Annotated in this window: 15 protein-coding genes; 6 read left to right on the top strand and 9 right to left on the bottom strand. The window is 65.8% G+C overall.

Annotated features, from left to right (window positions below; genetic code table 11):
* Window positions 1-69 precede the first annotated feature (69 nt).
* From XM1_RS01015 to XM1_RS01005, 3 genes are all read right to left on the bottom strand, one after another.
* Window positions 70-1,095, bottom strand: coding sequence for an OmpA family protein (locus tag XM1_RS01015; protein WP_068428368.1), 1,026 nt, complete (start codon window positions 1,093-1,095; stop codon window positions 70-72).
* 135 nt (window positions 1,096-1,230) lie between these two features.
* Window positions 1,231-2,025 (bottom strand): CDP-diacylglycerol--serine O-phosphatidyltransferase, encoded by a 795-nt coding sequence (gene pssA, locus XM1_RS01010; RefSeq protein WP_068428367.1) that lies wholly within the window; start codon window positions 2,023-2,025, stop codon window positions 1,231-1,233.
* A complete protein-coding gene (locus XM1_RS01005; protein WP_231920643.1) occupies window positions 2,025-2,732 on the bottom strand; it encodes a phosphatidylserine decarboxylase in 708 nt (235 codons plus the stop codon). The genes pssA and XM1_RS01005 overlap by 1 nt, the downstream gene beginning before the upstream one ends.
* Before the next feature lie 156 nt (window positions 2,733-2,888).
* Here XM1_RS01005 and XM1_RS01000 point away from each other — a divergent pair, with 156 nt between their 5' ends.
* Window positions 2,889-3,404 (top strand): hypothetical protein, encoded by a 516-nt coding sequence (locus XM1_RS01000; RefSeq protein WP_068428363.1) that lies wholly within the window; start codon window positions 2,889-2,891, stop codon window positions 3,402-3,404.
* A 36-nt stretch (window positions 3,405-3,440) separates the two neighbouring features.
* On the opposite strand, the gene XM1_RS00995 is transcribed toward XM1_RS01000, so the two are convergent.
* Complete coding sequence (locus tag XM1_RS00995; RefSeq protein WP_068428360.1) at window positions 3,441-4,382, bottom strand: Ig-like domain-containing protein; 942 nt, start codon at window positions 4,380-4,382, stop codon at window positions 3,441-3,443.
* A 257-nt stretch (window positions 4,383-4,639) separates the two neighbouring features.
* Here XM1_RS00995 and XM1_RS00990 point away from each other — a divergent pair, with 257 nt between their 5' ends.
* Entirely contained in the window at window positions 4,640-6,865 is a 2,226-nt protein-coding gene (locus XM1_RS00990) for an NADP-dependent isocitrate dehydrogenase (RefSeq protein WP_068428359.1), read from the top strand.
* Between the two features lie 168 nt (window positions 6,866-7,033).
* The gene (locus XM1_RS00985; RefSeq protein WP_068428357.1) at window positions 7,034-8,251 is read left to right on the top strand and encodes an NADP-dependent isocitrate dehydrogenase; all 1,218 of its coding nucleotides are present in this window, start codon (window positions 7,034-7,036) and stop codon (window positions 8,249-8,251) included.
* Window positions 8,252-8,388: 137 nt separating this feature from the next.
* On the opposite strand, the gene XM1_RS25115 is transcribed toward XM1_RS00985, so the two are convergent.
* From XM1_RS25115 to XM1_RS00965, 5 genes are all read right to left on the bottom strand, one after another.
* A complete protein-coding gene (locus tag XM1_RS25115; protein ID WP_255360606.1) occupies window positions 8,389-8,520 on the bottom strand; it encodes a hypothetical protein in 132 nt (43 codons plus the stop codon).
* A gap of 149 nt (window positions 8,521-8,669) precedes the next feature.
* On the bottom strand, window positions 8,670-9,425 hold the full coding sequence (gene fliP / locus XM1_RS00980; RefSeq protein ID WP_068428355.1) for a flagellar type III secretion system pore protein FliP: 756 nt from the start codon (window positions 9,423-9,425) through the stop codon (window positions 8,670-8,672).
* Window positions 9,422-9,751: a flagellar biosynthetic protein FliO gene (locus XM1_RS00975; protein ID WP_068428353.1), complete on the bottom strand. Its 330-nt coding sequence runs from the start codon at window positions 9,749-9,751 to the stop codon at window positions 9,422-9,424. The genes fliP and XM1_RS00975 overlap by 4 nt, the downstream gene beginning before the upstream one ends.
* Before the next feature lie 2 nt (window positions 9,752-9,753).
* Window positions 9,754-10,020 carry a hypothetical protein gene (locus tag XM1_RS00970; RefSeq protein WP_068428351.1) on the bottom strand — a complete coding sequence of 89 codons (267 nt, stop codon included), beginning with the start codon at window positions 10,018-10,020 and terminating at the stop codon, window positions 9,754-9,756.
* Window positions 10,017-10,370 (bottom strand): EscU/YscU/HrcU family type III secretion system export apparatus switch protein, encoded by a 354-nt coding sequence (locus tag XM1_RS00965; protein WP_068428348.1) that lies wholly within the window; start codon window positions 10,368-10,370, stop codon window positions 10,017-10,019. The genes XM1_RS00970 and XM1_RS00965 overlap by 4 nt, the downstream gene beginning before the upstream one ends.
* 204 nt (window positions 10,371-10,574) lie before the next feature.
* Between XM1_RS00965 and flgB the strand changes: the two genes are divergently transcribed.
* Genes flgB through fliE form a run of 3 tightly spaced genes read left to right on the top strand, consistent with a single transcriptional unit; the run spans window position 10,575 to window position 11,752 of the window.
* A complete protein-coding gene (flgB, locus tag XM1_RS00960) occupies window positions 10,575-10,976 on the top strand; it encodes a flagellar basal body rod protein FlgB (RefSeq protein WP_068428345.1) in 402 nt (133 codons plus the stop codon).
* A gap of 23 nt (window positions 10,977-10,999) precedes the next feature.
* Complete coding sequence (flgC, locus tag XM1_RS00955; RefSeq protein ID WP_068428344.1) at window positions 11,000-11,410, top strand: flagellar basal body rod protein FlgC; 411 nt, start codon at window positions 11,000-11,002, stop codon at window positions 11,408-11,410.
* A 30-nt stretch (window positions 11,411-11,440) separates the two neighbouring features.
* Entirely contained in the window at window positions 11,441-11,752 is a 312-nt protein-coding gene (fliE, locus tag XM1_RS00950) for a flagellar hook-basal body complex protein FliE (RefSeq protein WP_068428343.1), read from the top strand.
* Window positions 11,753-11,772: the final 20 nt, after the last annotated feature.

Here is an 11,772-nt window from a genome sequence, read left to right as displayed (position 1 = left end):
CGGGAATGGGAATCGAAAAGGGCCCGGCCTTGCGGCCGAGCCCTTCCGAAACTGCTTCGACGTCGCCGATTAGGGCAGGACGATCTCGACGCGGCGGTTCTGCGGCTCGCGCACGCCGTCGGGGGTCGGGACCATGGGCGAGGACTTGCCCTTGGCGACCACGACGATCTGGCTGCCCGGGATGCCCAGCTGCTCCAACTGCGCCTTGACGGCGGCGCCGCGCTTCTCGGACAGGGCCTGGTTGTACTTGGCGCTGCCCGACAGGTCGGTATGGGCCGACAGGTCGATGCGGGCCGAACCGGCCGACTTGGCGGCGCCGGCGGCCTGCTGCAGGACGCGGGCGGCTTCCGGGGTGATCTGCGCCTTGTCGAAGTCGAAGAACACGATGTAGTTCTTCTGCACCTGGGCCATGGGCTTGGGCGCCGGGGCCGGAGCCGGGGCGGCGACCGGAGCCGGAGCGGGGGCCGGAGCGGCCTTCGGCGCGTTGAACTTGTAGACGAAGCCCAGCATCACGCCGTGGTCGCGATACTCGGAATCCAGCTTGGTGCCGGCGGCGGACTTGGTCTCGTAGTCCAGGGTGGCGAAGTAGCGATACTGGGCCTTCAGCTCGACATTGTCGGTGACGTCGTAGCCCACGCCGGCGAAGCCCTGGTAGGCGAACTGCCAGTCGCTGCCGTTATAGGCGTCGGCGCCGCTCTTCTTGACCTTGCCGTTGTCCACATAGGCGGTACCGATACCCAGGCCGACGAAGGGATGCCACTTGGACTGGGGCAGGAACTCGTAGACGCCGTTGATCATCGGGGCCAGCGCGGTGGTGCTGCCGCTGCCCGACGCGCCGCCGACCTTGTCGATGCCGCTGTCGCGATAGGACAGTTCGCCTTCAACGCGCCACTGGCCGAAGCCGTAGCCCACCACGCCCTGGGTCAGCCAGCCGACCTCGGACTCGGACTTGAGGCCGGAGACGCCGCTGTTCTTGGAATCCTGCAGGAACTGGGCGCCGGCGTCGAGGCCGACATACCACTGGGCCTGGGCGGCCACCGGGGCCAGGGCGCCGGCGACGACGGCCGCGGCGAGGAGGGACTTGATGCTGCGCATGGTTTTTACCTTCCCAAGAGGGTGCGAGGCGTTGTGAATCTGCCCCCATATGTACAGCCGGTGGCTGAGGGCGGCAAGACGGCCGCGCCGCGCTGCGGCACGATCTTCGGCGCCTGTTGCGTAAAAGCCACAGTGTTACGCGGAGGTCGTAGCCGGTTCGTCTGGGGGGGTGGACTCTGCCTGTGCCTTAAGGCGTGCGAACGAGCGCACGCTGAGCGGAATCATCCCGAGATAGAGCGTGCCCAGCAGCGACAGGGTCAGCCACGGCTCGGTGACCAGGAAGGCGGCGGCCAGTCCGATGACCAGCAGGATGGGCAGCACCCATTTGTGGGGCACGCGGACCTTCTTGAACGAGAAGGTGGGGATCTTGCTGACCATCAGGAACGACACGCCCATCAGGAAGACCGAGACCACCACCGGCTGGTCGAAGAATCCGCCGCCGAACTGGATGGTGAACACCAGCGGCATCAGCACCAGTCCGGCCGCCGCCGGGGCGGGGACGCCGGTGAAGAAGTTGTAGGCGTAGGGTGGCAAATCGGGCTCGCCGATCATGGTGTTGAAGCGCGCCAGGCGCAGCGCGCAGCACACCGAGAACAGCAGCACCATGGCCCAGCCATAGGCCCCCGCGCCCTGCATGGTCCAGAAATACAGCACCATGGCCGGCGCCACGCCGAAGCTGACGAAGTCGGACAGGGAATCCAGCTCGGCGCCGAACTTCGACGTGCCCTGCAGCAGGCGGGCCACCCGACCGTCCAGCCCGTCCAGGATGGCGGCCAGCACGGTGGACATCACCGCCTCCTTCCACATGCCGTGGACGGCGAAGCGGATGGAGGTCAGCCCCGCGCACAGCGCCAGCATCGTCAGGATGTTGGGGATCAGCTTGTTGATCGACAACCCTCGGATGCGGGGCGGGCGCTTGGGGCGGAACATCAGCGGATTTCCCCCTGACGGGCGCCTTCCGCCGAATCCAGGTCGGCCAGCACGGTCTCGCCGGCGATGATGCTTTGTCCCAGGCTGACCAGGGGGGCGACGCCGTCGGGCAGATAGACGTCGACGCGCGAGCCGAAGCGGATCAGGCCGAAGCGCTGGCCGGCCCGGACCTGCTGGCCTTCCTTCAGGTCGCACTTGATTCGACGCGCCACCAGCCCGGCGATCTGCACGAAGGCGATCTCGCGGCCGTCGGCGCGGCTCATGCGCACGCTCATGCGCTCGTTGTCGGCGCTGGCCTTGTCCAGCGAGGCGTCGAGGAACTTGCCGGGACGGTACGAGCACTTGACGATGGCGCCGTCCACCGGGCAGCGGTTGATGTGGACCGAGAACACGCTCATGAACACCGAGATGCGCATGCGGGGTTCGTCGCCCATCTCGAGCTCGGGCGGCGGGGCGACCATGCCCACCATCTGCACCACGCCGTCGGCGGGGCTGATCACCAGGCCGTCGCGGGTCGGCGTGACGCGGTCGGGATCGCGGAAGAACCAGGCGCACCAGCAGGTGAGCAGCGCTCCAACCCAGCCCAGCGGTCCCCAGACCTGGCCCAGCAGCAGGGCTCCCAGCGCGAACAGGCCGACGAAGGGCCACCCCTCGCGGTTGATGGGGAACCAGAGATACTTGGTCAGGGAAATCTGCTGAGCCTGCACGCGTCACCTCCGAATGGCCGCCCCCTCCATTAGTCGGGGCGATGTCCTTGGGCAAGGCCGGCCTTTTGGATTTTCATCCCGGTCGGCGGCATGATACTAGTGTGGAGGAACCTAAGTTCCTACCATGAATTTCGTCGAGGATCGGGCGGCGTCGGCATGTCCAAGTCGAATGCGTTTTCTTTGGGTGGCATGGCCTTGCCGTTGGATATCGACGCGGTGCTCGAAGGCGCTGAGGCTCCGCCCCTGGCCCTGGGCGATGGCCCGGTGGCCTTCGATTTCGGTTTCCGCTTCGTCCGCTTCGCCGGCCGTCTGGAACAGGCCGGGTCCTCGGTCCTGCTCAAGCTGGTGGGCGATCTGGGCCCCATGCCCTTCTCGGCGGAATCGCCGGCGGCCCGTGCCGGGCTGGCCCGGATCGTCGACGCGGGCAACGCCGTTCTGGGCGGGGGAAGCTTCCGCATCAACCAGGGACGCATCCTGCTGGGGGGCGAGCTTTCAGTGCCCACGCCGGTCTCGGCGGTCCGTCTGGTTTCGGCGGTGATCCGCTTCCTGGCTCCGGCCGTTCCCTACATGGAGCTGATCGCCATGTATGTGCGCCCGCCGCTGGCCCCGGCCCGTCCGGGCGAAAGCGCCGTGCGTCCGGAATGGCGCCGGGCCAAGTCCCGGGGACGTTAGCGCCTCTTTCCTACTTCGCGGGCCTACTTCGCGGCCCTACTTCGCGGGAACGCTGAACACCTGACCGGGATAGATGAGGTCGGGGTTCTTGATGCTGTCGCGGTTGGCCTCGAAGATCACCGTGTAGGCGACGCCCTGGCCGTAAAGCCGCCGGGCGATGCGCCACAGCGAGTTACCCTGCAGCACCGTCACGCTCGAGCCGCCCGAAGGCGCGACGTTGTCGCCCAGAATCCACGGGAATTCCACCCGGGCCAGCACCTTGCCCTTGTCGTCCACCTGGTCGGCGCGCAGCGTATGGCTGCCCTTGCCCGGCGCTAAGGTCGAGTTCACCCGCCAGTTGCCGTCCGCGTCGGCGGTGGTGCGGCCCAGCAGCCGGTTGTCCATGTAGACGTTGACCTTGGCCCCGGAGGGCGCGCGGCCGCTGACCGCCATGCGGCCCTTGTCGTCGTGGTCGACGATGTCGAGCGAAAGGGCGCCCGGAGCGCCGTTGGCGGGGCCCTGCAGGATGCGGCTGCTGCCGTCGCGGCCCGACTTGATGGCCAGCGCCGAGCCCTGGCCGCGGGGCGGCACCACCAGGACGACGGACTCGCCGGACTCCACCGTGCTGCCGTCGGGATTGACGGCCCTCAGCCGCAGTTCCCGCGAGCCGGGAGCCAGCGGGCCGGAGGGCAGGAACACCCACTCGCCGCGCTGGTCGGCGGTGACCTGGCCCAGTTCCTTGCCGCCGTCGATGATGACGACCCGCGCTCCGGGCTTGGCGCGCCCGGCGATGACCGCGTCGCCGCCGGAATCGATGCGGACCACGTCGAAGGTCGGCTCGTTCGCGTCGGCCACGGCGGCGGGGGCCGCCGCGCCGGGCGGCGGCAGGGTCTGGACGACCATCTCCTTGGTGTCGTCACGCTGGCTGAGCATGGCAAGCACGATGGCGACAACCGCGACGGCAAGTCCGATCAGGGCGATGAGCGTAGGCCGGTTCAAGGCGCCTCGCGAGGTGGTGGCGGAAGAATTTGCGGTCGCTACCCTAGCTCTAAATTCCGCCAGTGTCACGGGCGGGAATCCATCATTCCGGTGCGTTTCATGGGTTTCGGGTGGGGCCTACCCGCCCGTTTCCCCTCCCAACGAGTAGGATTGAGTCTTGCGTTTGGCGTCTCGAATGCTATCGTCCCGCGTTTGCCGCGTGGCGGGATTTCACGGGCAATCGACGGCATGGGCTTCCAGCGAAGGGATGAGAAACGATGAGCACCGCGAAAATCATCTGGACCAAGGTTGACGAGGCGCCGGCTCTGGCGACCTATTCCCTGCTTCCCATCGTCCAGGCCTTTACCGGGGCGGCCGGAGTGGCCGTGGAAACCCGCGACATCTCGCTGGCCGGCCGCATCATCGCCAATTTCCCCGAGAACCTGACGCCTGCCCAGAAGATCAAGGACGAACTGGCCGAACTGGGCGAGCTGACGCTCAAGCCCGAAGCCAACATCATCAAGCTGCCCAACGTCAGCGCTTCCGTGCCCCAGCTCAAGGCCGCCATCAAGGAGCTGCAGTCCCAGGGCTACAAGATCCCCGACTTCCCCGAGGACCCCAAGACCGATGCCGAGAAGGAAATCAAGGCCCGCTACGGCAAGGTTCTGGGCTCGGCGGTGAACCCGGTCCTGCGCGAGGGTAATTCCGACCGCCGCGCCGCGCTGTCGGTCAAGAACTACGCCAAGAAGAATCCCCACAAGATGGGCGCCTGGGCCTCTTCGTCCCAGTCCCACGTGGCTCACATGAATGCCGGCGACTTCTACGGCAGCGAGAAGTCGGTGACCGTTTCCGACGCCACCACCGTGCGCATCGAGCTGGTGGGCAAGGACGGCGCCACCACCGTGCTGAAGGAAAAGACCGCTCTGAAGGCCGGCGAGGTCATCGACGCCGCCGTGATGAGCGCCAAGGCGCTGCGCGCCTTCTACGCCGAGCAGATCAACGACGCCAAGTCCCAGCCGGGCCTGCTGCTGTCGCTGCATCTCAAGGCCACCATGATGAAGGTCTCGGACCCCATCATGTTCGGCCACGCCGTCACCGTGTTCTTCAAGGACGTGTTCGAGAAGCACGCGGCCGCCATCAAGGATATCGGCGTCAACGTCAACAACGGCTTCGGCGACCTGATCGCCAAGCTGGACAAGCTGCCCGCCGCCAAGAAGGCCGAGATCGAGGCCGACATCAAGGCCGCCTACGAGGCCGGCCCGCCGCTGGCCATGGTCAATTCCGACAAGGGCATCACCAACCTGCACGTGCCGTCCGACGTGATCGTCGACGCCTCCATGCCCGCCATGATCCGTGATTCGGGCCGCATGTGGGGCACCGACGGCAAGCTGCACGACACCAAGGCCATGATCCCCGACCGCTGCTACGCCCGCATGTATCAGGTGGTCATCGACGACTGCAAGAAGCATGGCGCCTTCGATCCCAAGACCATGGGCAGCGTGCCCAACGTCGGCCTGATGGCCCAGAAGGCCGAGGAATACGGCTCGCACGACAAGACCTTCGAGGTCCCCGCCGACGGCGTGGTCCGCGTGGTCGACGCTTCGGGCAAGGTGCTGCTGGAGCAGAAGGTCGAGGCCGGCGACATCTTCCGCGCCTGCCAGACCAAGGACGCGCCGATTCAGGATTGGGTCAAGCTGGCCGTCACCCGCGCCCGGCTGTCCAATACCCCGGCCATCTTCTGGCTGGACAAGAACCGCGCCCACGACGCCCAGATCATCGCCAAGGTGGAAAAGTACCTGGGTGACCACGACACCAAGGGGCTGGACATCTCCATCAAGGCCCCGGAAGAGGCCATCGCCGTCTCGCTGGAGCGCATCCGCAAGGGCCAGGACACCATCTCGGTGACCGGCAACGTGCTGCGCGACTACCTGACCGACCTGTTCCCCATCCTGGAGCTGGGCACAAGCGCCAAGATGCTGTCCATCGTTCCGCTGATGGCGGGCGGCGGCCTGTTCGAGACCGGCGCCGGCGGCTCGGCGCCCAAGCACGTGCAGCAGTTCCAGGAGGAAGGCTATCTCCGCTGGGATTCGCTGGGCGAGTTCCTGGCGCTGGCCGTGTCGCTGGAGCATCTGGCCCAGACCTTCAAGAACCCCAAGGCCCAGGTGCTGGCCGACACCCTGGATCAGGCCAACGGCAAGATCCTGGACAACAACAAGTCCCCCGCCCGCAAGGTGGGCGAGCTGGACAACCGCGGCAGCCACTTCTACCTGGCCATGTACTGGGCCCAGGCCCTGGCCGAGCAGACCAAGGACAAGGAGTTGGCCGCCAAGTTCGCTCCGCTGGCCAAGGCGCTGACCGAGAACGAGGCCAAGATCAACGCCGAGCTGATCGCGGCTCAAGGCAAGCCCGTCGACATGGGCGGTTACTACAGCCCGAACGATTCCAAGACCTCGGCCGCCATGCGGCCCAGCGCCACTCTGAACGCGGCGCTGGCCGCCATCTAATACGGTACGGCGGCGGCGGGAGATGCGAACTCCCGCCGCTTTCGTTCCGGTCCGCCACAGTTTGAGTTGGTGGGCCGCCTCATCCAAACGCCTGGCGAACAGGCTCGTGGGGCGGGCCGCTTGAGACAAGCAGTTATTGGGCCTTTCGCACCCCGAGGAACACCGTCAATGAAGAAGATCAAAGTCGCAAACCCGATCGTCGAGCTGGACGGCGACGAGATGACCCGGATCATCTGGAAGTTCATCAAGGACAAGCTGATCCTGCCCTACCTGGACGTGGATCTGAAATATTACGATCTGGGCATCGAATACCGCGACAAGACCGACGACAAGGTGACGATCGAGGCCTCGGAGGCCATCAAGAAGTACGGCGTCGGCGTCAAGTGCGCCACCATCACCCCCGACGAGGCGCGGGTGAAGGAATTCAACCTGAAGAAGATGTGGAAGTCGCCCAACGGCACCATCCGCAACATTCTTGACGGCACCGTGTTCCGCGAGCCGATCATCTGCAAGAACGTGCCGCGCCTGGTGCCCGGCTGGACCAAGCCCATCGTCATCGGCCGCCACGCCTTCGGCGACCAATACAAGGCCACCGACTTCACCGTCCCCGGCCCCGGCAAGCTGACCATCAAGTTCGTCGGCACCAACGGCGAGACCATCGAGCACGAAGTGTTCGACTTCCCCGGCGCCGGCGTGGCCATGGGCATGTACAACCTGGACGAGTCCATCTACGGCTTCGCCCGGGCCTGCATGAATTACGGCCTGCAGAAGAAGTGGCCGGTGTACCTGTCGACCAAGAACACCATCCTCAAGGCCTATGACGGCCGCTTCAAGGACATCTTCCAGGAAGTGTTCGATAAGGAGTTCAAGGTCGAGTTCGACAAGCTGGGCATCACCTACGAGCACCGCCTGATCGACGACATGGTGGCGTCCGCCTTGAAGTGGTCGGGCGAGTTCGTCTGGGCCTGCAAGAACTACGACGGCGACGTGCAGTCCGACACCGTGGCCCAGGGCTTCGGCTCACTGGGCCTGATGACCTCGGTGCTGATGAGCCCCGACGGCAAGGTCGTCGAGGCCGAGGCCGCCCACGGCACGGTGACGCGGCACTACCGCGAGCACCAGAAGGGCAAGGAGACCTCGACCAATCCGATCGCGTCGATCTTCGCCTGGACCCGCGGCCTGTTCTATCGCGCCCAGTTCGACAACACCCCCGAGGTGGCGAAGTTCGCCCAGTCCCTCGAGGAAGTGTGCGTGGAAACGGTGGAATCCGGCTTCATGACCAAGGACCTGGCCATCCTGATCGGCCCCGGCCAGTCGTGGCTGACCACCCAGCAGTTCCTGGACAAGCTGGACGAGAACCTGAAGAAGCGGATGGGTCTGGCCTGATCCTCCGAGGGGGGGCGGCCGGGACGGCCGCGCTCCACGACGGACCGACCTCTGGAGCGCGGGCGTCTCGCCCGCAAACCGGTCAAAAAAGAACCCCGCCGAGGCCAATGCGTCGGCGGGGTTTCTTTTGGTCCGGGTCAGCGGACGCCGAACGCTTCGATGCGCCGGTGCATCTCCTCCTGGGCGCGGCTCAACTCGCGCAGATTGTCCCTGATCTGGGCCATGGTGGCGCCGAAACCGGCGCGAAAGGTGTCGAGATTGAAGGGCATTCTTCGGCGTTTCCTTCGGCTGGATTTAGTCCAGGCATTGGCTATGCGCGAAGTATGTCAAAGATCGGTCAACACAGTTCGCGCTCTTGGTTAACTGAATTTAAACCAATGCGAAATGTGTCGTCACTTCTCTATTCGGTAGTAGGTCCTTACCCGTAACTCTGCACCAGGGACCCTACGACGAGATACCACCCGTCCACCATGACGAAGAAGATCAGCTTAAACGGAAGTGAGATCATGGCCGGCGGAATCATCATCATGCCCATGCTCATCAGCACCGAGGCGATGACCATGTCGATGATCAGGAAGGGCAGGAAGACCAGGAAGCCGATCTCGAACGCCCGGCGCAGCTCGCTGATCATGAAGGCGGGAACCAGGGCCTTCAGGGGCACGTCCTCGGCCTTCACCACGTCCTTGGAGCGCGACAGGTCCATGAACAGCTTCAGGTCCTGGGCGCGGACATGCCTGCTCATGAAGGCGTGAAACGGCCTGACGGCCTTCTCGAAGCCCTCCAGCTCGTCCAGGTGGCCGTCCATCACCGGCTGGATGCCGTCGGTCCAGGCCTTCTCAAAGGTGGGCGCCATGACGAAGGCGGTGAGGAACATGGCCAGGCTGACCATCACCGTGTTGGGCGGGCTCTGCTGGGTGCCCAGCGCCTGACGCAGGAAGCCCAGCACCACCACGAAGCGGGTGAACGACGTCACCATCACCAGGATGCTTGGCGCCACCGAAAGCACGGTGGTCAGCGCGATCAGCTGGATGATGCGCGAGGTGGCGGAGGCCTGGGGGCCGCCTAAGTCGATGTTCAGCGACTGGGCCAGGACCGGTCCCGCCGCCAGGGCGGTCATGATGCCGGCGGCGATGGCCAGGATCAGCCGGGGGCGGGACATCGGCAGGCGGGTCATGATCCGGTCTCCGGCTTGGGGGCGTCGGGCCACGAGGCCTCGGGCTTGGACAGGGCGAAGGCGGCCCGGGGACAATCGGCCTCCACCACCACGGGCTGCGCACCGCCCAGGACCAGCAGATGCTCGCGGTCGTCGCGGCGCACCAGGACAAGACGATGTTTCACGTCCAGGGTCAAGGATTCGACGATGCCGAGGCGCCGTCCGGTGGCGTTGCGGCCGGCCATGACGCCGGGCAGGCGGCTCCGCACCACCCAAACCACGGCGAAGATCAGTCCCAGCACCGCCACGAGCGACAGGATGAAGCGCAGGTAATTGGCTGAATCCATGCTCAGGCGTCCAGGGATGTCGGATTGTGGCGCTGGGTCAGCGCGGCGGCCAGCCGGTCGAGATCCTCGACCAGGGCCTCGAGGCCGGGGCGGAAGGCGGCACCCTCGGTGCGCTCCAGGCCGAGGACGGCGCCGCAGACGAACTTCACCCGGCCTTCCAGGGCGGCCAGGTCCACCTCGGTGCCGGTGGCGAGCAGGCGCCGGGCGGTTCCCACCAGGGTGGCGGCCTTTTCCAGTTCCTGGCGGACGGTTTCGGACTGTTCGCTCATGCGCTGCCTCCCGGAGCCGCCGTCGCGCCCATGGCGGCGTTGGCGCGGTAGACATAGGCCAGGATCTCGGCCACGGCGACGAAGGCCTCCACCGGAATGACGGTGTCCACCTCGACGGCGGCCAGCACCTCGGCCAGATCGGGATCGGTGCGGACCTTCACCCCATGGGCGAAGGCCAGTTGCAGAATCTGTTCGGCCACCGCGCCGCGACCCGAGGCGGTGACGGTGGGCATGCCGGGATTGTCGGGGTCGTCGGCCAGCGCCACGGCGACCTGACGGCGCCGGGGTTGGGCGGCGGCCTTGGCCCGCTCGCTCTCCGCCTCTTCGTCCCAAATGTCCCTGTTGCCCATCGGCGGCTTCCCAAAGGGGGCGTCAGCCTCCACAATGGCTCCGGCGCGCTTAAAATTCGTTTAAGCCGGGGGCGGGCCGGGCGGCCCGCAAACCCGCGTCGCGACTCGGACTTTACGGAATCTTAAAGGGGCCGGGCGGATAGTGAACTTGGCGAGAAAGGCTCCGCTCGCCCATCATTGCTGCAGGCGTAAGGTTTCGCGCGAATGTACGACGATCTCGGCATTTTCAAGATGGCCAAGGCTCAGATGGACTGGATCGCCCAGCGCCAGGAGGTGCTGGCCGGCAACATCGCCAACGCCAACACGCCGCGCTACCTGCCCAAGGACATCAAGCCGCTGAACTTCAAGGAGGTCCTGGCCGGAACCTCCCAGCCCGAGGTCGGCGCCGCCGCCACCAACGCCAAGCACATTGTGCCCGAGATGGCGCCCAGCCCGTTCAAGGCCGTGACCCAGCGCCGCACCTACGAATCCACGCCCGACGGCAACGCCGTCATCCTGGAAGAGCAGATGGCCAAGATGGGCGAGGCCAATTCCCGCTACAACGCCGCCGCCTCGCTGTTCCAGAAGTACCAGAAGATGATCAAGACCGCCTCCGGCAGCCGGTAACCGGGTAAGTCGAAGAGACCGCCATGGACGAACTGAGCAAAAGTACGCAGACCGCCATTTCGGGCATGAAGGTGCAGTCCCAGCGCCTGCGCCTGATCTCGGAGAATCTGGCCAACGCCGATTCGCTGGCCCAGACTCCCGAGGGGCTGCCCTATCGCCGCAAGGTGATGACCTTCAAGAACGAGCTGGACCGCGCCACGGGCGTGGCCACGGTCAAGGTGGACAAGGTCCGGGGCGATTCGTCGGAATTCCAGCGCCGCTACGACCCCAAGCATCCGGCCGCCGATCGCGACGGCTACGTGCTGGCGCCCAACGTCAATCCGCTGATCGAGATGATGGACATGCGCGAGGCCCAGCGCAGCTACGAGGCCAACATGAACGTCATCAACACCTCCCGCTCGCTGCTGAGCCGCACCATCGAGATGTTGCGCTAGGCTCCGTTGCCGGGTTAAGGATTCGCCATCATGACTTCTCGCCTCACCGACGCCATCTCCGCCTACAAGACCGCCGCCAATCCGTTCGAATCGGTGGGCAAGACCTCCGAGGCCGAGGGCAACGGCACCGATTTCGCCAGCGTGCTGAAGGATGCCGCCAAGGTGGTGGTGGGCGACGCCAAGTCGGCGGAAAAGGCCTCCATGGCCGCCATCGCCGGCAAGGCCGACATCCGGGAAGTGGTGGCCGCCGTGGCCAACGCGGAAATGACCCTGGAAACCGTGGTCAACGTCCGCGACAAGGTGATCAACGCCTACAACGAAATCCTGCGCATGCCCATCTGAGCCAGGGACCGCCGAAAGTG

This window comes from Magnetospirillum sp. XM-1 (genome assembly GCF_001511835.1).
Lineage (GTDB): Bacteria > Pseudomonadota > Alphaproteobacteria > Rhodospirillales > Magnetospirillaceae > Phaeospirillum.
Note: the sequence above shows the minus strand (reverse complement) of the source record. Positions and strands in the feature narration are given on the sequence as shown.